Below are 19,935 nucleotides of genomic sequence, written 5' to 3'. Positions count from 1 at the left end.
GTAATTGCCGCCGCTACCGCCATTGGCCTGGTTGCTGGCGAGCGCAACATTGCTCACGGTGACATTGGCGCCGTTGGCAACGAACAGCGCGCCGCCGGCACCCATGCCACCGCCGCCGCCGCCATCGCCCCCGTTGCCGCCATTGCCCCCCTTGGCCACGGCGTTCTGGATGGTCAGATTGTTGACCGCAACGGTGCCCGAGTAGACGAACAGCCCGCGCTGCACGCCGCCGCCGTCGAGCGTGAAGTTGCCGCCGTTGATCGTGACTGTGCTGCTCGAACTGATGACGGGCAGCGTTGTCCCGGCGGTCAGCGTGATGTTGTTCGTGATGTTGAGCGTGTAGCTGGTGCCCGGATTGTTATCGATCGTCGTCAGCGCCGTGACGAGGCTCGCGCCATCGCTGGCGTTCAGCACCGTTTGGGCGTGTGCGGCGGTCCCGCACGCGACGAGCAAAGCAAAGGTTACCGCGACCCGTCGCAAACGGGGAAGACGGAAGCCTTCCACAACGTGCACGCGCATGGCATTCCAACTCGGGCCGCGCGCCGCGCGGCCACTGAAAATCTCAGCGTGAGGTTGTATCCCCTGAGACATCCTGCCGCATGACAAAAAACGAAAATGGAACCGAAAGCGCGACAGTGTGCCTTCTGCGCAACAAAGGATGGTCCCATGTTTTCTCGCAGACTTTACCGGGCGCACAAATACCGATCGCGCACCGCATTGCTCGCGCGATCGGCCGCTGCATTGCTGCTGGCGAATTGTGCCGTTACGTCAGCTTGCCGGTGTATTTCTCCAGCGACGCCCAGGCGTCCGCGCCATAGGTCTTCTGCCACTGGGTGTAGAAGCCGGCTTTGACCAGCGCGGCCCTGAACTGCACGGGATCGGGCCTGTTGAACGTCATGCCCTTCCCGGTCAGCTCGGCCTGCAACGAGCGGTCCATCTCGATCAGGTCGGCGCGCTCCTTCGCCGCGGCCGCGTCGAACGCGGTGTTGATGAGCTCGAGCAGATCGGGCGGCAGGCCCGCCATCGCGCGGCGATTGCCGAGGATCCAGTAGCCACTCCAGCAGTGGTTCGACAGCGCGCAGTATTTCTGTACCTCGTACAGCTTTCCGGTCGAGACCTGCGCCAGCGGATTCTCCTGACCTTCGACGATGTGGGTCTGCAGCGCCGAATAGAGCTCGCTGTAGGAGATGCTCGACGGCAGCGCGCCGAGCCCCGAGAACAGCGAGGTCAGCAATGCCGTCACCGGCACGCGGATCTTGAAGCCCTTGAGATCGTCGACGCTGTTGAGCTGCCGGCTCGACGACGAGGTGATCTGGCGGAAGCCGTTGTCCCAGACCTTCTTCAGCGGCACGACGCCGGTCTTGGCGATCGCCTCCCGGACGAGGTCGCCGACGCCGCCGTCCATCGCCGCCCAGACCTGGTCGTAGGACTGGAAGGCGAAGCCGATGCTGGGCAGACCGGACAGCGGCACCAGCGTCGACAGCGTCATGCTGGGCGCAGCCAATAGCTCGATACCGCCGGCCCGGACCTGCGACAGCATCTCCGGATCGCCGCCGAGCTGGCTGTTGGCGAACACCGTGATGTTGAGCCGGCCGGACGATTGCGTGCCGACCAGCTTGGCCGCCTCGGCCAGACGGATTGTTAGCGGATGGGTTTCCGGAGTGTTGACGCCAAGCTTGAAGTCGAACTCGGCCGCGGCAAGGACCGGCTTACCAAACATCGTGGCAGCCATTGCCGCCGTGCCGGTGCCGAGCACCCGGCGGCGGGTCATATTCGTTGTTTTCATTATTGTTTTTCTCCCGAGCGCATCCCGCGCCTGTGGGCAGTTTCGGCCCTCCGCCTGTGTGACGCAAGGCACGGTGAAACCAATCGGCCCGTGGCACGAAACCATTTCAAGGAACTCACGAAACGATCCGGAAACAGATCGGGCTTACCAGTAGCTGCCATAGACGGCGCATAGACGCCCGGAGGCGACCATGAACCACTCGATCCATTCAGCTGATCGCGCGACCCACCTCAAGATCGTGGTGGTTGCCCTCGTTGCGGCCATCGGGGTTGCGGCGTTCGGCATTTCGGCGCGGAACAATGCGGATTTCACCCAGACCGCCCAGACCAACCAGGTCGTCAAGGCCGGCAAGCCGGTCGCGATCACTTCTTCGGGGACTTCGACGGTCCGCTAGGATTTTTCAGGCTTCGGCAGACAAAACGGCCGCCTTCGGGCGGCTTTTTTGTTGGGTCTGATCGACTTTGCGCTCCGATCAGGACGCTGTGGCCTTTGCCGCCCAGTTCGGCTACGGCGATTGCAGAACCACCGAGACCGGGGCGCGCGCGATCGACGTGCGCAGGGTCGCAAGCCGGCTGAGCGTCGCGAATGACTGAGCCTCGCCTCGCGGGCGACATACTTGCCGAACCGCAGGACGATCCCCGCACCGGCGGAGCGTCCACCCTGCTCGGGCTACCGACGTCGCTGCCATTGGTGCTCGACCTCGACGGCACCCTGATCAGGGGCGACCTGCTCTATCTCAGTTTCGTCTCGATCCTGCGCCGCAATCCGCTGATCGTCATTGCATGCGCCGCCTGGCTGACGCACGGACGCGCGGCGTTGAAGCGCCAGCTTGCACGGCGCCAGCGCATCGACTGGAGCCGGATCGAACTGCACCAGGACGTCGTCGCACTGGCCGAGCGCGAGAAGGCCGCCGGCCGCCGCGTCGTGCTGGCAACCGCGGCCGACGCGCTGCTCGCGAACCGGCTTGCATCGCGATTGCCTTGGCTCGACGACGTGCTCGCCTCCGACGGCGCGCACAATCTCAAGGGCGCCAACAAGGCCGGCCTGTTGCTGAAGCGCTTTCCCGGTGGCTTCATCTATGCCGGCGACAGCGCATCCGACCTCGCGGTCTGGGCCCACGCCGCCGGAATCATCACCGTCAATGCGCGGGAGGCGCTGCGCGCCGCAGTATCCGCGCTCGGCAGGCCGACGCTGCATCCGCCGGATCGCGGCCGCGGCGAAATCTTAACCGCGTCCTAACGCGGTCGTTCGATTGCGATCCGCTCCGCGACCCCCGTCTTAAAAATTGTTCCGTAAGGTGCGCGTCAACAGAAGCGCGGGCCCACAATGAATTTGCAGCAGCAAGTAATTTCCACCGGCTTCAAGATCACGTGCACCGATTGCGGCAGCCTGGCGATCAAGGTCGCCGATCCCGCGCACGCGTCCGGCGACACCATCATCGAATGCCGCCGCTGCAACGCCGTACGCGGTACGGTGGCGGACCTGCACACCCTGGCGCAGCGCGGCCGCGACCTGTTCGAATTCTAACCCCGGCCCCGCCGATGCTGTCAGATCCGAGCGCGACCATGCAGAGCGACATTCCCCTGGATACGGTCTGGTCGATCCTCGAGGCCGCCAACGAATTGGGCGATACCCACACGGTCGACGCCTGCCGCCGCATCATCGACGCGAATTTGCGCGGCGACACGCCTGGACAATCCGACCTGAACGCGGTTGCCGCATTCTTTGCCTGATCAGGGCAGCCTGCCGCCGATTGCGTGTCCAATGCGGCGCCGCGGTGACCGATCGCACAACGGAAATATTACAATACAGACCGCAACGTCGCTCAACGTTGCTTGACTTGATTCGACCGAGGCCGGCTGGCTAGCTGTCGCACAGCTCTCGAATCGGACGGGCCGATGCAATGACGCGCGATGACCTGGTTGTCGGGGGCACGATCCTCGGGTTCTTCGCCGTCAGCACCGCCTCGCTGATCGCCTGCGGACACGCCTTTCCGGCGATGCACGTCTGGCGGTCCGGCATCACCGCCGAGGCCATCCTCGGCACCGCCATCATGGTCATCTTCATCCCGGCATTCACCGCGGGACGATTCAGCTTCGGCTATCTGGTGAGCTTCTCGCTGCTGTCTGCCGTGTTCGGCTTCGTCTGGCTCAGCTTCTTCAGCGCGTTCGACTACCCGCACGCGATCGCCCGCTGGGCCATGATCGCCGCGCTGGCCGCCGCGATGATCCCCCTGATGTTCCAGAACATGCCGGTCTGGCGGCCCAACCTGTCGGAAGCGGCCATCAAACGCGTTGCGCTGCTGCTGCTGGCACCGTCCTTCGCCGTGCTGATCTCCGACATCTCCTACGGGGTCAACCTCGGTAATCCCTATGGCACAGCCCGCAACGCCATCGCGCGGCCGGCGCTGTTGAATTATCTCACCGGGATCATGATCGGAGCGGTGCTGCCCTATCTGTTTGCGCATTTCGCATCACGCAGGCAATGGTTGCAGGCCGCCTGCGTGTTGCTGTTCGCGCTGTGCTTCTATCCGGTCGTCAACAACAAGACCGTTCTGCTGTTGCCGATCTGGCTGCCGTTCCTGTTCTGGCTCTACGGCCAGTTCAACCCGCGACTGGCCACGGTGCTCGGCTTCCTGCTCCCGGCGGCCGTCGGGCTGACGGCATTCGCCGTTATCAGCGCCGACAAGGACTACGTCGTGTTCAGCGCCATCAACCTGCGCTTCCTTGCGATCCCGTCACTGGCGCTCGATCAATATGCCGACTTCTTTGCGCACCGCGAGTTGACCCGGTTCTGCCAGATATCGATCCTGCGACAGGTGACCGCCTGCCCCTATGGCGAACTCGGGCCGGCGCTCGGCGCGATCTATCGCGACGGCAATTTCAACGCGTCCTTCCTCGCCACCGAGGGCATCGCGTCGGTCGGCCTCGCACTCGCCCCGGTCTCGGCGCTCGCGTGCGGCCTGATCCTGTCGGCGGGATCGACGCTCTCGCGGCATCTGTCGCCGCGCTTCATCGCGGTGTCATCCGGCATCGCCGTCCAGGCGATCATGAACGTGCCGTTGACCACGGGCCTGGTCTCAAACGGAATCGCGCTGCTGTTCCTGCTGTGGTGGCTGACGCCGGAACAGCGCGCGGAATTATCCCGCAGTCCCGCGCACGCCGCCCAGCAGACCGGCGTCGTCGGCCTCGCGGCGTCCTGATCTTGCGCGCCCAGCCGCGACGTGGCGGGCGCGCAAAAGACGGTGCCTGAGTGCGACTTGACTAATGTGGCCGCGACTTCTTTCGAAGAACGATGATGCTCTGATAGGGCGAGATCCCATTCATGCCGACGTCGACGATATCGAACCGGTCGGTCCAGTGCTCCTCGATGTACTGCTTGGTGATGATGGTCTCGCCGTATGTCATTTCGCCATCGACCGGATAGCTTTGGGGATAGAAGTAGAAGCCGTCTCGCCGCACGGTTTCGGTGATCTTCTGCTGATCCCAACCGGGCAATTTCGAGATCGGCTCATAGAATGCATATGCCGGCGGCCGCACCGTCAGAAGGAACAGACCACGATCCTCCAGCGCAGCGTGGACCGCGTCGAGGCATACGTCGCTCGCGACCGGGGAAAGATGCGTCCAGATCGACAGCGCGTAGGCGACATCGAATTTCTGGTTGAATGGAAGACGTTTCGGCAGGCTGTCCGACAGCACGATATCGGCGCGAGGGTTGGAGCGTTGCGCCACCTGGATGATGCCCTTGTGAGGATCACACCCATGCAAATTGCGCAGCGGCACATCCTTCATGAAATATCTGAGCACGCTGCCCCAGCCGCAACCATAGTCCAGCACCGAACACTCCTCGAATGGCTTGTCCAGATGCAGCCTGAGTTTGTCGTGTATGAGCCGATAGGTTTCGATCACCGCGGCGCCGAGCTCCATCCCGGAACGACCGCTCCAGTTCTTCTGGGTGCCGGCGTCGGGCGGATCGGGAATCGTCGCCTTGATGGCGTCGAAACCATCATACTCCTTCCAGAGCAGCACGTTCCAAAGATAGGGATCGTCGATCCACTTGAACGCTTCGTACGCAGGCTCTCCCCTTCCGCATGCGGCCTCCGTCCTCGCCAGCTCGTCTTTGTAGTATTCGTTCAGCCACAGGCTCCAATTCATCCGCACATCTCCTACTCTGTTTGTCGGTCCTTGCCGCGCCAGCGTCATCTGAATGTTTCCAAAACTGTCGGTGATTTCTCCGGCAACTTTAAGACGCATCATACGCGTGAGTTCCGGAACGCGGTGGAACCGCGCACGCGGCTGTTGCTGCAAGCCTTGCGACAGCTTTCATCAAGTGTAGTGCCGAAAAATGACAACCTGACGTAGTTGATTGGTTCCGTCAGATACAGCAGCGACGGAATCGGCTGGACTTCAGCCCAGCAAAGTAAGGTTGACGTCAGGCTGGCGCGTTACGTTGCGCACGTGAACCGGGACCCGCGCTGCTTCCATTCTCACCGACCGGGGTGGCGATAGTCACTACCGCGCTCGCCTATCCAATGCTCGCGTGAGGCGCTCCAGCCGTGCGGCCTCCAGGAATCGTATCGATGAAAGTCCGCGAGCTAATCCAAGCACTCCAGGCACTCCCGGATCAGGACGCAACGGTCGTCATCGGAGAAGGCGCACAGCCAGAAACCTGGCTGATCGTGTCAGGCGTGGCGGGATGCCGGATTGCGCGCGTGAATGATGATCATGCGATCGCCGGGTGCGAACCGGCGATTGAGATCGTCTGAAAGAGGCGAGCTTGGCGGTTGTTTTTGGGGGGGTCTCGAAGATGCGTGCCGGCAAGCCCGGACAGGGAGGCGTCCAAGACGTCATGACAGCGAGCCGAGTGGCACGTCTCTAAATCCGGAACTTGGGCTAAGTGATTGATAAGACTGGCGCGAGAGACGGGACTCGAACCCGCGGCCTCCGCCGTGACAGGGCGGCGCTCTAACCAACTGAGCTACTCCCGCGGATGCCGATCTTCGGATTGATCCGCGCAGGACCGAGGGCATAAAGGCCCGCATCCCGATAGTCAAGCGCGTTGCGGATCCCTGCACAGCGCAGGCGCTTTTGCGCTATGGCTGCGAGTTGTAGCCTGTTTTCAGGCGAAACGGCGTAGTCAGCAAAGCCCCGAATCAAATAAGGCCTGATACGTCTGGGTTTCCTGTGGCCGGCCCGGCGCTGCCCGTTCCCTGAGCCGGCGGTTTCAGGACTTTTCCGGGCGCAATTTCCCGACGCGAACGGCACGCCATTCGCGCGCAAGCAAGCAATCCAGCCATTCAGCAACGAGGAGGGCCACACATGGCGAAGAAAGCAGCGACCCCGGCGACGATCACGCTGAAGCACCTGGCGGCGGCCATTGCCGAAGAGCAGGAGCTGTCCAAGAAGCAAGCCGAGGCGATCCTGACCGACATGGTCACCCGGATCACCAAGCACCTCAAGAAGGGCGAGCGGATCAGGATCGTCGGCCTCGGCATCCTCCAGGTCCGCAAGCGCGCCGCCCGCATGGGCCGCAACCCGGCGACCGGCGAGCAGATCCATATCAAGGCGAGCAAGAAGGTCGCCTTCCGCGCCGCCAAGGAGCTGAAGGAAGCCGTTTAAGGCTTTACTCTCCGTTGATATCAAAGCGCCATTCCGGCTCGTGACGCGGCCCCGGAGTGGCGCTTTTCTGTTATAGAATTGTCTCCTGCTCGCCTTGATCCGGTTTGCTTGCGCGAACCAACTTCGCCAAGGCGCATTGTCCCCGTCCCTACCTCTGCGCGGTCTTCATGCTGGCACCGGCTCTCGACTTCAAGCACACCGTCACCGAGCGCTTCCTGCGCTATGTCGTGATCGACACCCAGTCCGACCCGGATTCGCCGACCTGCCCCTCCACCGAGAAGCAGAAGAATCTCGGCCGCCTGCTGGTCACCGAGCTCTTGGCGATGGGCATACCCGACGCGCATCTCGATCCGCACGGCTATGTCTATGCGACGATCCCCGCGAACACCGACAAGACGGTGCCGGTGATCTGCTTCTGCTCGCACATGGACACCTCGCCCGACTGCACCGGCAAGAACGTCAAGCCGCAGGTCGTGAAGAACTATCGCGGCGGCGACATCGTGTTGCCTGCCGACTCCACACAGGTGATCCGCGCCGCCGAGCATGAAGCGCTGGCCGACCAGATCGGCAACGACATCATCACGACCGACGGCACCACCCTGCTCGGCGCCGACAACAAGGCCGGCCTCGCCGAGATCATGGATGCCGCGCATTTCCTGATGAGCAATCCGCAGGTGAAGCACGGCACCATCAAGATCCTGTTCACGCCGGACGAGGAGATCGGCCGCGGCGTCGACAAGGTCGACATCAAGAAGCTCGGGGCCGATTTCGGCTACACCATGGACGGCGAGACCGCGGGCCATATCGAGGACGAGACCTTCTCCGCCGACGGGGCCAGCATCATCATCGAAGGCGTCGCGACCCATCCGGGTTTCGCCAAGGGCAAGATGGAGCACGCGATCAAGATCGCGGCCGCGATCGTCGATCGCCTGCCCAAGGACACCTGCTCGCCCGAGACCACCGAAGGCAAGGAAGGCTTCCTGCATCCGGTCGCGATCTCGGGCGCGCTGGAGCACGCACGGATCGACTTCATCGTACGCGATTTCACCAAGCCGGCCTGAAGCAGAAGGAAGCGCTGCTCGAAGCCATCGCCAAGGATGTCATGAAGGGATATCCGCGCTCGACCTACCGCATGGAGGTCAAGCAGCAGTACCGCAACATGAAAGAGGTGATCGACCGCCACCCGCAGATCGTCGCTTACGCGATCGAGGCGATCGAGCGCGCGGGACTGACGCCGGTGAAGACCTCGATCCGCGGCGGCACCGATGGCTCGCGGCTGTCCTTCATGGGATTGCCCTGCCCGAACATCTTCGCCGGCGAGCATGCGTTCCATTCGCGGCTCGAATGGGTCAGCCGGCAGGACATGGAAAAGGCGGTGCAGACCATCGTGCACCTGGCGATGATCTGGGAAGAGCGGGCGTAGGCTCGTCGCAACCCTCTCCCCGTCATTGCGAGCGAAGCGAAGCAATCCATATCTCAACGCGCGGATAGATGGATTGCTTCGTCGCTTCAGCGCAAAATTGCTTCGCAATTTTGTCGCGAGCTCCTCGCAATGACGGCACAACCACTCGTTTTCCTAGGCCCGTGCGGTCACGATCCAGATCGCACCCGGCAGCAGCACGGAATCGCCTTTGACGAAGGGAGCCAGCGCCTCGCGCATCGATGCGATCGCGGCGGCGCGCACGTCGTCCGGATGGCCTTCCAGCGCGCGGCTGGCGGGCCCGATCTCGAGCGCGCCCTGGATCGCGGCATCGATGCCGCGGCCGGTCGCGACATCGAGCTCGACCTTGCACGGCTCCATGGCGATGCCGGAGAAGCCGGCCTCGCCCAGGATCCGCTTCACCCGGGCTTCGGAGGCAAATGAAAACGGGCCGGGATCCTCGGGGCCGAGCTGCGGCAGTTTCGGCACGTGCTTGTAGACCGCCTGCAACGGCGCCATGAAGAACGGATTTTCGCGCGGCTCCTGCCAGCACGCGAAGGCGAGACGGCCGGTCGGCTTCATCGCCTTACGCAGATTGGCAAAGGATACCGCCGGATCGGCAAAGAACATCACGCCGAAGCGCGAGGCCAACAGATCGAAGCTCTCGCGCGCGAACGGATACACCGTCGCATCGGCGAGCGTAAATTCGACCGGCAATCCCTGCGGCGCACTCTGCCGTGCCCGCGTCAGCATCGGCTCAGAGACGTCGACGCCAAGCACGTGGCCCGCGGGCGCGACCTTTGCCGCCAGCGCAAAACTCGAGGCGCCGCTGCCGCAGCCGACATCGACGACGCGTTCGCCGGCCTTCGGCGCGGCGCGATCGATCAGCAGGTCAAGCACCGGCTGCAGCACGATGTCCTGCGCGGCCTGCCGCGAGGCCCAGCGCTGACCGCCCGGCCCGTTCCAATATGCAATTTGATCGGCGTTCTGCGGATGGCCAGCGTTCATGCGCTCAAAACCTTGTTGGGAAGCCTTGTTAGGAAGCCTGGCCGATGCTAGCAGCTCTCGCGCGTCGCAGCGCGCAGCATCGGCGTGACCTGATAGGTGAATCCGGCATTGGCCTTGGTGACGGGATCGTTGGCGACGATCTCCTGTGGATCGGCGTCATCGGATAGTTGCAGCACGCCCAATCCCCAGACGCCGGCGGGATCGGCGACCGGCCCGAAGATCAGCGCCTTGCCGGCCTGCAGCAATTCGCCGCAATAGGCGACGTGCGCCTGCATGATCGCGGCTTCCTGCGGCGTCATGTCTTGCGGGAAGGTCGGGCGCGGTCCGGTCAATTTGCAGACGTAGTATTTCATCGACCTGGTCCACGTTCGCTGATTACTTTGCTGACTACTTGGCGGCTGCGTTCGTGGGCTTGGCCGGCTTCGTCTTCGCGGCACTTCCCTTCGAAGCGGCCTGCCCCTCATTGGGGCGCGCAATGCCCCACGGATCGGTCGGCTTCTGGTCCGGCACACCGCTCAGCGCGCGCTGGTAGGCACGCTGCTGCCGCGCCTCGTTGGCCGCATCGGCCGGCGACTTCTCGACCTCTTCGCGATAGCGCTGAACATGGTCCGACTGCGCCAATGCAGGTCCGCCAATCATGGTGAGGAGAATAATCGCGGCAATTTTGCGCATGCATCGAGTTCCCGGGTTAGGCGGAGAGAATAGCATCGCATCAAGGTCGGCATCAAATCTGCGCAGGTGACTTTCGGCACCTTTCGCACCATCGGCCAACGATTGACATTTGACCGGCCAGCGCGGAGCAAGCGCGGTCCCGGCCACCCCACATACTACCCCACGGTCGGGATCGCGCCCTCTCCACGCGCTCACAGAGGGCCGCGCAATGGCCTTGCTACGTAGGGCTCTTCAACCAGAGGCCGCTTTGCAGCTCGTGAAACACCGCGCCACCGTCATCCTGCGCGAGCATGTACAAGCGGAAGCAGAACTGGTTGGAAGGGCCGCAGTTCTCACCGACGGGACTGCGGGAACCGTCGAGGGCGTGTTTCTGGACGAGTCTCACGGGTTGCGCATCTCGATTGCGGGGCACATCGGGAAGTGGCCGATCTCGACAATACGGATGCTGCAACCATAGGGCCGGACCCGGTCGTCCGGTGTGGAGCGCAGGCGGAATTCCCTAATCTATCGGAAAAGCCCGGACAGGCTTTGTCTGAGAGTTGCCTATGGAGTCCGCCTTCGCTCTTCGAGCTTCGGCGCGACAGCCTTCGCCCTGCGCCACTGCGTAAGCGGCAACTGCATCCATAAAGGCAGGCTTGCCGAGCCGTAGCCCGCAGGGCGAAGGCTGGTAGGCGGCGAGAGATTCGAACTCCCGACCCTCTCGGTGTAAACGAGATGCTCTAACCAGCTGAGCTAGCCGCCCTTACCTGCGCGCCTCTTTAGCCTCGCCTGCCCCCGAGGCGCAAGGTCGCAAAGCTTCAATCCATTAGCCGTGCCGGCAATCCCCCGAGATCATTGATCCAGGGTGCAGCGGAGCGGCACCAGACCTGGCGTCGCGGGGTCAATTCGCCGCGCTGGCGAATGCTGCCCCAGCGGATGCCCCAATCATCGGGACCTCCATCCTCGCCGCTGGTGAACAAGGGGGAACCGCAATCGCCGCAAAAATGCTGGAAGCGGGTCCGGCCGTTATCGCCGCGTTTGCCGTACACTTTCGGCGCACCATGGGTCAGCCGGACCTGTTCGGCGTCGCATATCACAGTGACGCGATAGGGCGAACCGGTCAGCGCCTGGCAATCCGTGCAATGGCAGATCGACACAAGTTCGGGATCGATCTCGGCCTGATAGGTCACGGCCCCGCAGTGGCATTGCCCGTCGATCCGCATCCGCGTTCTCCCAATTCGGCGTCGTGCAACAAGGCGGTCGCCAAGAGGTCGTTCCCTTCGATTGCAGCCTGCAAGGCGCCCCGCGCCACCGTCCGGTGCCCTACCCGGACAACGCTGGTATCCCAAATCGGCATTGTTTGGGATACCAATTGGGGATACGTCGATCCAATCCAAGCCATTCCCACCACCGGCAGACAGCCCATGTCACAGATGCTCCAGATCCACGACCAGCTCCGGGAGATGATCCTCTCCCTCGACCTCGGCCCCGGCGAGCGGCTGACCGAGCGCTGGCTCGAGAGCCGGTTCGAGGGATCGCGCACGCCGATCCGCGCCGCGCTGGTGCGGCTCGAGGGCGAAGAGCTGGTCCGCCGCGACGGCCGCAACTGGATCGTCGCGCCGATCGACCTCGGGGAGCTGGAAGCGCTGGCGGAGTTCAGGATCCCGCTGGAGACGACCGCCGTCCGCCTCGCTTGCGCGCGCGCGAGCGAAGCCGACATCGCCGGCGTCGAAGAGATGCTGGATGCCTGCCAGTCCGGCGCGCCGCGCGAGGAATGGCACCGCGTCGGCACCGATTTCCATGTCGAGATCGCGCGGCTCTCCGGCAATCCCTTCATCGTCAAGGCGATCGCCGGCGCCATGACCCGATTGTCGCGGGCGCGCTGGCTCGAAGTGTGGACCGAACCGTCGCGCGAGCAGGCCTGGCGCGAGCACCGGCGCGTTCTCGGCTTCATCAAGGCCAACGATCCGGAAGCTGCCGCGCGCGAGGCTGCCGATCACATCAAGGACACCCGCGATCGCCTGCTGCGTTCGCTGAACGAGGATCGCCGCGGCCTGCGGGCGCGCGGCTTCGCCGTCGTCGGACTGCGCTGACATGAACATTGAAATCGATCGCGAGGCCCTGTTCGACGCGGGCCCCTGGAGACGCAATTTGATCGTCTGCGTGTTCGGCTCCTTCACGACCATCGTGGGAATGACGCTGCTGCTGCCGTTCCTGCCGCTCTATGTCGAGCAGCTCGGCGTGACCGATCATGCCGCCATCGTGCAATGGTCGGGCATCGCCTATGGCGCGACCTTCTTCAGCGCGGCGCTGACGGCGCCATTGTGGGGACGGCTTGCCGATCGCTACGGCCGCAAGCTGATGCTGATCCGCGCGAGCCTCGGCATGGCGATCGCCATGTCGCTGATCGGGATGGCGCACAATGTCTATGAGCTGGTGGGCTTGCGGCTGATGACCGGCCTGCTCGGCGGCTACGCGTCGGGCTCGACGGTGCTGGTCGCGGCGCAAACGCCGAAGGCGCGCTCCGGCTGGGCGATCGGGGTCCTGTCGGCCGGCATCATGGCAGGCAGCCTGGTCGGCCCATTGATCGGCGGCGTCCTGCCCGGCCTGATCGGCATCCGCGCGACCTTCTTCCTGATCGGCGGCGTCATCTTCATCACCTTCCTCGGCACGACCTTCCTGATCCGCGAGGAAGCGCGTCCGAAGACAGCGAAAGGCAGCAAGGCGCGTGGCGGCTGGTCGCTCGTTCCGGATAAGCGCCCCGTGATCGCGATGTGGGGCACCGGCCTGTTGCTGATGGTCGCCAACATGTCGATCGAGCCGATCATCACGGTCTATGTCGCGCAACTGGTCGAGGCGCCGCAGGTGACGTTCGTGGCCGGCCTCGTGATGTCGGCGGCGGCCTTCGGCAGCCTGCTGTCGTCGTCGCACCTCGGCAAGCTCGCCGATCGCGCCGGCCATTGGCGGATCATCAACATTTGCCTCGCGGCCTCGGCGCTGCTCTTGATCCCGCAGGCCTTCGTGGCCAGCGGCTGGCAGCTGATTGCACTCCGTTTCCTGATGGGACTGGCACTCGGCGGCCTGCTGCCCTGCATCGCCAGCGTGATCCGGCACAACGTGCCCGACGCGGTCACCGGCAGCATGCTCGGCTACTCGATCTCGGCGCAATATGCCGGCCAGGTGATCGGCCCGCTCGCCGGTGGATTCATCGGCGGCCATATCGGCATGCGCGCGGTGTTCCTCGGCACCAGCGTGCTGATGGCGCTCGGCGCGATCGGCAATTTCGTCGTCGAGAGGAAGAACCAGGATGCGGGCTCAACCGCACATGCGGAGTGAAGGACTTCGCCACTGACCGGTCACGCGAGAAAAATAGTATTGTGTGGGCGCCGGAGATCGGCAGTTCGGCGCCCATATGACGGTTGGTTTGGCCGGACTACTTGTAGTAACCGACGCCGCATCCGAGGCCCGCGACCGCGGTCACGAAGCTCGCCTTCGGCACCCACGTCTTGTCAGCGCCGGCCTTGGGAGACATGTAGCTGACCTCATTGACCTGGCCCTCTTTCGCCGCGTCAAGGAGCCTTGGGCCATACACGTCGCCCGTGGGGTCCTTGAATGTCCTCGCATCCTTGCCGAGCAACGCCTTAACGTTGGGATTGCCGATCGCGACGAGGAGTGCGTCGCTCAGATTGAAGCAGAACGGATAGAGGTCGCCGGCAAGGAAGCCGTTTTCGCCCTTGTTGATCTGTTCGAGCGTCTTGGCCTTGTCGGCCTTGATGGCCGCAACCGTCCTTTCAAGCATGGCCTTGGCGTCGGCCGCAGTACCTTGCGCGAATGCCGTCGTCGAGAACAAGACAGCGATCGCGCCTAGCGCGCCAATCACGAGCTTACGAAACATGGAGATTCCTCCCTGCTCTTCGAACAATCGCAATTGTCCCGCACCGTGCGTAGGCCCGCAAGGATCATATCCAAACATTGCCCCGATTGGCCTGGCCTGCTCGTGCCCGCCGACGAGCCGATAAGTAAAGGCGCGGCGGCCTTTTCCGGTTTGGCCTATCGCGACATATTGCGCTGCCGCACGAACTCGGCCGGGGGACGTCCGGACCTCACTTGGGGACGTCCGGACCTCACTTGCGAACCACCAAAACAAAAAACGGCGCCCGAGGGCGCCGTTTCATGATTTCGGTTGAAGCTGGCTTCAGTGCGCCGTCAGGCCGCCGGACGCCTCATCCGATGCGTCGGGCTTGACGTCGACCTTGCTGGTCTCCTCTTCCCAGACGATCGGCGCAGGCACACGGGTCAGCGCCTTGGCGACGACTTCATCCAGCCGCGAGACCGGAATGATCTCCATGCCGCCCTTGATCGCATCGGAAATCTCCGTGAGATCCTTGGCGTTGTCCTCCGGGATCAGCACCGTCTTGATGCCGCCGCGAGCGGCAGCCAAGAGCTTCTCCTTCAGACCGCCGATCGGCAGCACGCGACCACGCAGCGTGATCTCGCCGGTCATCGCGACATCGTGGCGGACCGGAATGCCGGTCATGACCGAGATGATCGCGGTGGCCATCGCAACACCTGCGGACGGACCGTCCTTCGGGGTTGCGCCCTCGGGCACGTGAACGTGGATGTCGCGCCGATCGAACATCGGCGGCTCGATGCCGTAGGTGATCGCGCGCGAGCGGACGTAGGACGCCGCCGCCGAGATCGACTCCTTCATCACGTCGCGCAGGTTGCCCGTGACGGTCATCTTGCCCTTGCCGGGCATCATGACGCCTTCAATGGTCAACAGCTCGCCGCCGACATCGGTCCAGGCAGACCGGTGACGATACCGACCTGATCCTCGTCGTCGATCTCGCCGAAGCGATACTTCGGAACGCCGAGGAATTCTTCGATATTCGCCTCGGTGACCTTCACCGACTTCTTCTTGGAGATCATCAGCTCCTTCACTGCCTTGCGGGCGAGTGTGGAGAGCTCGCGCTCCAGGTTACGCACGCCCGCTTCGCGGGTGTAGCGGCGGATCATCAGCAACAAGGCCGCGTCGTCGATCGACCATTCCTTGGAGTCCAGACCGTGCTTGGAGAGCGCGCTCGGGATCAGATGCTTGCGCGCGATCTCGACCTTCTCGTTCTCCGTGTAACCGGCGATCCGGATGATCTCCATGCGGTCCATCAGCGGGCCCGGAATATTCAGCGTATTCGCGGTCGTGATGAACATCACGTTGGACAGGTCGTAGTCGACCTCCAGGTAATGGTCGTTGAAGGTCGAGTTCTGCTCGGGGTCCAGGACCTCAAGCAGCGCCGACGACGGATCGCCGCGGAAATCGGCGCCCATCTTGTCGATCTCGTCCAGCAGGAACAGCGGATTCGAGGTCTTCGCCTTCCGCATCGACTGGATGATCTTGCCGGGCATCGAGCCGATGTAAGTGCGGCGATGACCGCGGATCTCTGCCTCGTCACGCACGCCGCCGAGCGACACGCGCACGAACTCGCGGCCGGTCGCCTTCGCGATCGACTTGCCGAGCGAGGTCTTGCCGACGCCGGGAGGTCCGACGAGGCACAGGATCGGTCCGGTCAGCTTGTTGGCGCGCGACTGCACCGCGAGATACTCGACGATACGGTCCTTGACCTTCTCGAGCCCGTAGTGATCGGAGTCCAGGACCGCCTGCGCGGCCTCGAGGTCCTTCTTGACCTTGGACTTCTTGCCCCACGGGATCGAAAGCAGCCAATCCAGATAGTTGCGCACGACGGTCGCTTCCGCGGACATCGGCGACATCTGGCGCAGCTTCTTCAGCTCGTGCTGTGCCTTCTCGCGCGCTTCCTTGGAGAGCTTGGTCTTGGAGATCTTCTCCTCCAGATCGGCCAGCTCGTCGCGACCTTCGTCGTCGCCGAGCTCCTTCTGGATCGCCTTCATCTGCTCGTTCAGGTAATACTCGCGCTGGGTCTTCTCCATCTGGCGCTTGACGCGCGAGCGGATGCGCTTCTCGACCTGCAGCACCGAGATCTCGCTCTCCATCAGACCCAGCACCTTCTCCAGGCGCTGCGTGACGGACAACGTCTCCAGGATCGCCTGCCGATCGGCAATCTTGACCGCAAGATGCGAAGCCACGGTGTCGCCGAGCTTGGCGAAATCGGTGATCGCCTGGACCACGCCGACGACTTCGGCGGAGATCTTCTTGTTCAGCTTCACATAGCTTTCGAAGTCGGACACGACCGAACGCGCCAACGCCTCGGCTTCAACCGAGTTGGCGTCCGTGTCGGCGAGCGCGACCGCGGTCGCCTCGTAATACTCGCTGCGGTCGGAATACTTCTCGACGCGCGCGCGCTCGAGGCCCTCGACCAGCACCTTTACGGTGCCGTCGGGCAGCTTCAGGAGCTGCAGGACGCTGGCGAGCGTGCCGGTCTCGTAAATTGAATCGGGTGCCGGATCATCATCGGACGCGTTCTTCTGCGTCGCGAGCATGATCAGCGCGTCGTTCTTCATCACCTCTTCGAGCGCGCGGATCGATTTCTCGCGGCCGACGAAGAGAGGCACGATCATGTGGGGGAAGACGACGATGTCGCGGAGCGGCAGCACCGGATAGGAGTGGCTTTCGCCGTGGACGATCGTTGGCCGGGGTTTTGAGGTCGTCATGGCCTTATCCTTTTGTTTTGCCCCCTTGCTCGCAGTCCGCCTGCTTGCGCAACCGCCACAAGGTGCCTTGGTGATCCGGAAAAAGATTGCCGTCAGCAGCCGCTTATTCCGCATCGAAAAGCGACGAATCTCAACGCATGAGATCCCTCGTCGATAGCATTAGGTGGCTATCAGGCCGGGGGGTGTCAAGTCTGAGAAGTGCCCGGAAATTCAGGCTAAACAGGCATTTACTGCAATGCCATAACGGCGCTGTTATTGCGCCGCAACGGCCGCCGGATCGCCCGGCAGCCGTGCAATTTTCAGCGGGTCGAGACGCGTGCTGTTAGGCGCTCGCGCTGCTCTCGACGGCGCGGTCGGAACGATCCGCGTAGATGTAGAGCGGACGCGCCGTGCCCTCGACGACTTCGCGCGAGATCACGACTTCCTCGACGCCTTCCAGGCCCGGGAGGTCGAACATGGTCTCGAGCAGGATGCTCTCCAGGATCGACCGCAGGCCGCGCGCACCGGTCTTGCGCTCGATCGCCTTGCGGGCAACCGCGCCAAGCGCCTCGTCGGCGAAGGTCAGCTCGATGTTCTCCATCTCGAACAGCCGCTGGTACTGCTTCACCAGCGCGTTCTTCGGATCGGTCAGGATCTTCTTCAGCGAGGTCTCGTCGAGGTCCTCCAGCGTCGCAACGACGGGCAGACGGCCGACGAATTCCGGGATCAGGCCATACTTCAGCAGATCTTCCGGCTCGACGTGGCGGAAGATCTCGCCGGTACGGCGATCCTCCGGCGCGAGCACCTGCGCCGCGAAGCCGATCGAGGTCGAACGGCCGCGCGCGGAGATGATCTTCTCGAGGCCCGAGAACGCACCGCCGCAGATGAACAGGATGTTGGTGGTATCCACCTGCAGGAACTCCTGCTGCGGATGCTTGCGGCCGCCCTGCGGCGGGACCGAGGCCACCGTGCCTTCCATGATCTTCAGCAGCGCCTGCTGGACGCCCTCACCCGACACGTCGCGGGTGATCGAGGGATTGTCCGACTTGCGGCTGATCTTGTCGATTTCGTCGATGTAGACGATGCCGCGCTGTGCGCGCTCGACGTTGTAGTCGGCGGCCTGCAGCAGCTTCAGGATGATGTTCTCGACGTCCTCGCCGACATAGCCGGCTTCGGTCAGCGTCGTCGCGTCAGCCATGGTGAACGGCACGTCGAGGATGCGGGCCAGCGTCTGCGCGAGCAGCGTCTTGCCCGAACCGGTCGGACCGATCAGCAGGATGTTCGACTTCGCGAGTTCGACGTCGTTGTGCTTGGTCTGATGGTTGAGCCGCTTGTAGTGATTGTGGACGGCGACCGACAGCACCTTCTTGGCATGGCTCTGACCGATCACGTAGTCGTCCAGGACCTTGCAGATTTCCTTCGGCGTCGGAATGCCGTCGCGCGACTTCACCAGCGAGGATTTGTTCTCCTCGCGAATGATGTCCATGCACAGTTCGACACACTCGTCGCAAATGAAGACAGTCGGTCCGGCAATCAGCTTGCGAACTTCATGCTGGCTCTTGCCGCAGAACGAGCAGTATAGCGTGTTCTTGGCGTCGCTCGTGCCGACCTTACTCATTCCTTATCTCCGTCCGCCGTTCGATCTTGTTTGCCAGATCGACCCAATCCGGCACAAAACCGGGGTCTTGGGTAGATAGAGCAAATTCCGTACCAAAAAAGACCCTACGCAATACTGACCGTGCCAATCACGGTTTATTCGAATCTCCGCGATCATAGCCGATGCATTACAGCCAACCATGCTGGCACCCGACTATCAAGAATTCGCTAATCGGATGCCCGGCTCAAGACCGTGACAATACCGTGATTTTCCACGATCGCACGTGGAATACGCGTCGAAATCCACGGAACGTTGCGGGATTACCACGCCGGCCAATGAGCACGAAAGCGGAACCTTCCGCCCGCGCATAGGCCCTTGCGGGGTACTCCGCCCGTCCCGCTTTTGCCGGGTATGTGAGGCGCCAATGTGGAGATCACACCCGCGCCCCGGGAGGCCTGTCCAGATCAGGCAGCCTTGTCATGCAGCCTTGTCATGCAGCCTTGGCGGCCGACGGATCTTCCGGACGCTTGTCGATGACCTTGTCGACGAGGCCGAACGCCTTGGCGTCCTCGGCGGTGAGGAACTTGTCGCGCTCGAGCGCGTCCTCGATCGCCTTGTAGGTCTGGCCGGTGTGCTTCACGTAGATCTCGTTGAGGCGCTTCTTGAGATTCAGTATCTCTTGCGCGTGCAGCATGATGTCGGTGGCCTGGCCCTGGAAGCCGCCGGAGGGCTGGTGCACCATGATGCGGGAGTTCGGCAGCGTGAAGCGCATGTCCTTCTCGCCGGCCGCAAGCAGCAGCGAGCCCATCGAGGCCGCCTGCCCGGTGCACAGCGTCGACACCGGCGGACGGATGAACTGCATCGTGTCGTAGATCGCAAGGCCCGACGTCACCACGCCACCCGGCGAGTTGATGTACATCGAGATTTCCTTCTTCGGATTCTCGGCCTCGAGGAACAGGAGCTGCGCGACGATCAAGGTCGACATGCCGTCTTCCACCGGACCGGTGACGAAGATGATGCGCTCTTTCAAGAGGCGCGAGAAGATGTCGTAGGCGCGTTCGCCGCGATTGGTCTGCTCGACGACCATCGGCACGAGGTTCATGTAGGTTTCAACGGGATCGCGCATGAAAGAACCCAGGGGTTAGGGGTGATGCAGAACTTTGCCCAGAACTAGCTTCGTCCAAGACTACTGGCTCGAGGCTGGTTGGCTCAACGCTTAAACCAGATATGGGCCAATTTCCGGCCGACAAGG

Annotated in this window: 20 protein-coding genes, 2 tRNA genes and 2 pseudogenes; 11 read left to right on the top strand and 13 right to left on the bottom strand. The window is 63.1% G+C overall.

What is annotated here, in order from left to right; all coding sequences use genetic code 11:
- Positions 1-414: hypothetical protein (locus tag AKN84_RS36560; protein ID WP_430649962.1), on the bottom strand; the 414-nt coding region annotated here is incomplete at its 3' end.
- A gap of 349 nt (positions 415-763) precedes the next feature.
- On the bottom strand, positions 764-1,720 hold the full coding sequence (locus tag AKN84_RS36555) for a TRAP transporter substrate-binding protein (RefSeq protein WP_128971475.1): 957 nt from the start codon (positions 1,718-1,720) through the stop codon (positions 764-766).
- Positions 1,721-1,976: 256 nt separating this feature from the next.
- Between AKN84_RS36555 and AKN84_RS36550 the strand changes: the two genes are divergently transcribed.
- The 5 genes from AKN84_RS36550 (at position 1,977) to AKN84_RS36530 (ending at position 4,988) form a co-directional block, all read left to right on the top strand.
- Positions 1,977-2,180, top strand: coding sequence for a hypothetical protein (locus tag AKN84_RS36550; RefSeq protein ID WP_050425269.1), 204 nt, complete (start codon positions 1,977-1,979; stop codon positions 2,178-2,180).
- Between the two features lie 191 nt (positions 2,181-2,371).
- Entirely contained in the window at positions 2,372-3,025 is a 654-nt protein-coding gene (locus AKN84_RS36545) for a haloacid dehalogenase-like hydrolase (RefSeq protein ID WP_050425268.1), read from the top strand.
- A gap of 87 nt (positions 3,026-3,112) precedes the next feature.
- Positions 3,113-3,313 carry a hypothetical protein gene (locus tag AKN84_RS36540; protein WP_050425267.1) on the top strand — a complete coding sequence of 67 codons (201 nt, stop codon included), beginning with the start codon at positions 3,113-3,115 and terminating at the stop codon, positions 3,311-3,313.
- Positions 3,314-3,327: 14 nt separating this feature from the next.
- The gene (locus AKN84_RS36535; RefSeq protein WP_050425266.1) at positions 3,328-3,519 is read left to right on the top strand and encodes a hypothetical protein; all 192 of its coding nucleotides are present in this window, start codon (positions 3,328-3,330) and stop codon (positions 3,517-3,519) included.
- A 170-nt stretch (positions 3,520-3,689) separates the two neighbouring features.
- Complete coding sequence (locus AKN84_RS36530; protein ID WP_050425265.1) at positions 3,690-4,988, top strand: hypothetical protein; 1,299 nt, start codon at positions 3,690-3,692, stop codon at positions 4,986-4,988.
- Positions 4,989-5,049: 61 nt separating this feature from the next.
- Here AKN84_RS36530 and AKN84_RS36525 read toward each other — a convergent pair whose 3' ends face one another.
- Positions 5,050-6,093, bottom strand: coding sequence for a class I SAM-dependent methyltransferase (locus AKN84_RS36525; RefSeq protein WP_128971472.1), 1,044 nt, complete (start codon positions 6,091-6,093; stop codon positions 5,050-5,052).
- A 272-nt stretch (positions 6,094-6,365) separates the two neighbouring features.
- On the opposite strand from AKN84_RS36525, the gene AKN84_RS36520 reads away from it, so the two are divergent.
- Complete coding sequence (locus tag AKN84_RS36520; RefSeq protein WP_050425263.1) at positions 6,366-6,551, top strand: hypothetical protein; 186 nt, start codon at positions 6,366-6,368, stop codon at positions 6,549-6,551.
- A gap of 145 nt (positions 6,552-6,696) precedes the next feature.
- On the opposite strand, the gene AKN84_RS36515 is transcribed toward AKN84_RS36520, so the two are convergent.
- Positions 6,697-6,773 (bottom strand) — tRNA-Asp (locus AKN84_RS36515).
- A 307-nt stretch (positions 6,774-7,080) separates the two neighbouring features.
- Between AKN84_RS36515 and AKN84_RS36510 the strand changes: the two genes are divergently transcribed.
- Both AKN84_RS36510 and pepT read left to right on the top strand, forming a co-directional pair.
- Positions 7,081-7,404, top strand: a complete 324-nt coding sequence (locus AKN84_RS36510; protein ID WP_224924859.1) for an HU family DNA-binding protein — start codon at positions 7,081-7,083, stop codon at positions 7,402-7,404.
- Between the two features lie 167 nt (positions 7,405-7,571).
- Positions 7,572-8,827, top strand: a pseudogene (gene pepT / locus AKN84_RS36505) (peptidase T).
- Between the two features lie 153 nt (positions 8,828-8,980).
- Here the strand turns inward: pepT and AKN84_RS36500 are convergent.
- From AKN84_RS36500 to AKN84_RS36490, 3 genes are read right to left on the bottom strand one after another with little or no spacing between them, the layout of a single operon-like run.
- A complete protein-coding gene (locus tag AKN84_RS36500; protein WP_050425262.1) occupies positions 8,981-9,832 on the bottom strand; it encodes a class I SAM-dependent methyltransferase in 852 nt (283 codons plus the stop codon).
- 47 nt (positions 9,833-9,879) lie between these two features.
- Entirely contained in the window at positions 9,880-10,185 is a 306-nt protein-coding gene (locus tag AKN84_RS36495) for a YciI family protein (RefSeq protein ID WP_050425261.1), read from the bottom strand.
- 34 nt (positions 10,186-10,219) lie between these two features.
- Positions 10,220-10,504 carry a hypothetical protein gene (locus tag AKN84_RS36490; RefSeq protein ID WP_050425260.1) on the bottom strand — a complete coding sequence of 95 codons (285 nt, stop codon included), beginning with the start codon at positions 10,502-10,504 and terminating at the stop codon, positions 10,220-10,222.
- A 247-nt stretch (positions 10,505-10,751) separates the two neighbouring features.
- Between AKN84_RS36490 and AKN84_RS36485 the strand changes: the two genes are divergently transcribed.
- Positions 10,752-10,961 carry a PRC-barrel domain containing protein gene (locus tag AKN84_RS36485; protein WP_128971471.1) on the top strand — a complete coding sequence of 70 codons (210 nt, stop codon included), beginning with the start codon at positions 10,752-10,754 and terminating at the stop codon, positions 10,959-10,961.
- Positions 10,962-11,169: 208 nt separating this feature from the next.
- On the opposite strand, the gene AKN84_RS36480 is transcribed toward AKN84_RS36485, so the two are convergent.
- Both AKN84_RS36480 and AKN84_RS36475 read right to left on the bottom strand, forming a co-directional pair.
- Positions 11,170-11,246: transfer RNA gene (locus tag AKN84_RS36480), tRNA-Val, on the bottom strand.
- A 55-nt stretch (positions 11,247-11,301) separates the two neighbouring features.
- Positions 11,302-11,706 (bottom strand): GFA family protein, encoded by a 405-nt coding sequence (locus tag AKN84_RS36475; protein WP_050425258.1) that lies wholly within the window; start codon positions 11,704-11,706, stop codon positions 11,302-11,304.
- A 201-nt stretch (positions 11,707-11,907) separates the two neighbouring features.
- Between AKN84_RS36475 and AKN84_RS36470 the strand changes: the two genes are divergently transcribed.
- Both AKN84_RS36470 and AKN84_RS36465 read left to right on the top strand, forming a co-directional pair.
- On the top strand, positions 11,908-12,576 hold the full coding sequence (locus tag AKN84_RS36470; RefSeq protein ID WP_050425257.1) for a GntR family transcriptional regulator: 669 nt from the start codon (positions 11,908-11,910) through the stop codon (positions 12,574-12,576).
- Between the two features lies 1 nt (position 12,577).
- A complete protein-coding gene (locus AKN84_RS36465) occupies positions 12,578-13,819 on the top strand; it encodes an MFS transporter (RefSeq protein ID WP_050425256.1) in 1,242 nt (413 codons plus the stop codon).
- A 97-nt stretch (positions 13,820-13,916) separates the two neighbouring features.
- On the opposite strand, the gene AKN84_RS36460 is transcribed toward AKN84_RS36465, so the two are convergent.
- From AKN84_RS36460 to AKN84_RS36445, 4 genes and pseudogenes are all read right to left on the bottom strand, one after another.
- On the bottom strand, positions 13,917-14,378 hold the full coding sequence (locus tag AKN84_RS36460; protein WP_050425255.1) for a cache domain-containing protein: 462 nt from the start codon (positions 14,376-14,378) through the stop codon (positions 13,917-13,919).
- Between the two features lie 300 nt (positions 14,379-14,678).
- Positions 14,679-17,107 (bottom strand): annotated as a pseudogene (lon, locus tag AKN84_RS36455) (endopeptidase La).
- Between the two features lie 322 nt (positions 17,108-17,429).
- A complete protein-coding gene (clpX, locus tag AKN84_RS36450) occupies positions 17,430-18,704 on the bottom strand; it encodes an ATP-dependent Clp protease ATP-binding subunit ClpX (protein ID WP_018271869.1) in 1,275 nt (424 codons plus the stop codon).
- Between the two features lie 469 nt (positions 18,705-19,173).
- Positions 19,174-19,809: an ATP-dependent Clp protease proteolytic subunit gene (locus AKN84_RS36445; protein WP_021079148.1), complete on the bottom strand. Its 636-nt coding sequence runs from the start codon at positions 19,807-19,809 to the stop codon at positions 19,174-19,176.
- Positions 19,810-19,935 lie beyond the last annotated feature (126 nt).

It is taken from the genome of Bradyrhizobium tropiciagri (assembly GCF_001189845.1).
Taxonomy (GTDB): Bacteria; Pseudomonadota; Alphaproteobacteria; order Rhizobiales; family Xanthobacteraceae; genus Bradyrhizobium; species Bradyrhizobium tropiciagri.
This window is presented reverse-complemented; position numbering and strand designations above follow the sequence as displayed.

Excerpts from the sequence above, each read along its gene's own strand:
- AKN84_RS36555 (WP_128971475.1), bottom strand. The coding sequence starts at position 1,720 with ATGTTTGGTAAGCCGGTCCTTGCCGCGGCCGAGTTCGACTTCAAGCTT.
- AKN84_RS36530 (WP_050425265.1), top strand. The coding sequence starts at position 3,690 with ATGACGCGCGATGACCTGGTTGTCGGGGGCACGATCCTCGGGTTCTTC.
- AKN84_RS36475 (WP_050425258.1), bottom strand. The coding sequence starts at position 11,706 with ATGCGGATCGACGGGCAATGCCACTGCGGGGCCGTGACCTATCAGGCC.
- AKN84_RS36550 (WP_050425269.1), top strand. The coding sequence starts at position 1,977 with ATGAACCACTCGATCCATTCAGCTGATCGCGCGACCCACCTCAAGATC.
- AKN84_RS36500 (WP_050425262.1), bottom strand. The coding sequence starts at position 9,832 with ATGAACGCTGGCCATCCGCAGAACGCCGATCAAATTGCATATTGGAAC.
- AKN84_RS36520 (WP_050425263.1), top strand. The coding sequence starts at position 6,366 with ATGAAAGTCCGCGAGCTAATCCAAGCACTCCAGGCACTCCCGGATCAG.
- AKN84_RS36465 (WP_050425256.1), top strand. The coding sequence starts at position 12,578 with ATGAACATTGAAATCGATCGCGAGGCCCTGTTCGACGCGGGCCCCTGG.
- AKN84_RS36535 (WP_050425266.1), top strand. The coding sequence starts at position 3,328 with ATGCTGTCAGATCCGAGCGCGACCATGCAGAGCGACATTCCCCTGGAT.
- AKN84_RS36470 (WP_050425257.1), top strand. The coding sequence starts at position 11,908 with ATGTCACAGATGCTCCAGATCCACGACCAGCTCCGGGAGATGATCCTC.
- AKN84_RS36445 (WP_021079148.1), bottom strand. The coding sequence starts at position 19,809 with ATGCGCGATCCCGTTGAAACCTACATGAACCTCGTGCCGATGGTCGTC.
- AKN84_RS36490 (WP_050425260.1), bottom strand. The coding sequence starts at position 10,504 with ATGCGCAAAATTGCCGCGATTATTCTCCTCACCATGATTGGCGGACCT.
- clpX (WP_018271869.1), bottom strand. The coding sequence starts at position 18,704 with ATGAGTAAGGTCGGCACGAGCGACGCCAAGAACACGCTATACTGCTCG.
- AKN84_RS36545 (WP_050425268.1), top strand. The coding sequence starts at position 2,372 with ATGACTGAGCCTCGCCTCGCGGGCGACATACTTGCCGAACCGCAGGAC.
- AKN84_RS36495 (WP_050425261.1), bottom strand. The coding sequence starts at position 10,185 with ATGAAATACTACGTCTGCAAATTGACCGGACCGCGCCCGACCTTCCCG.
- AKN84_RS36460 (WP_050425255.1), bottom strand. The coding sequence starts at position 14,378 with ATGTTTCGTAAGCTCGTGATTGGCGCGCTAGGCGCGATCGCTGTCTTG.
- AKN84_RS36540 (WP_050425267.1), top strand. The coding sequence starts at position 3,113 with ATGAATTTGCAGCAGCAAGTAATTTCCACCGGCTTCAAGATCACGTGC.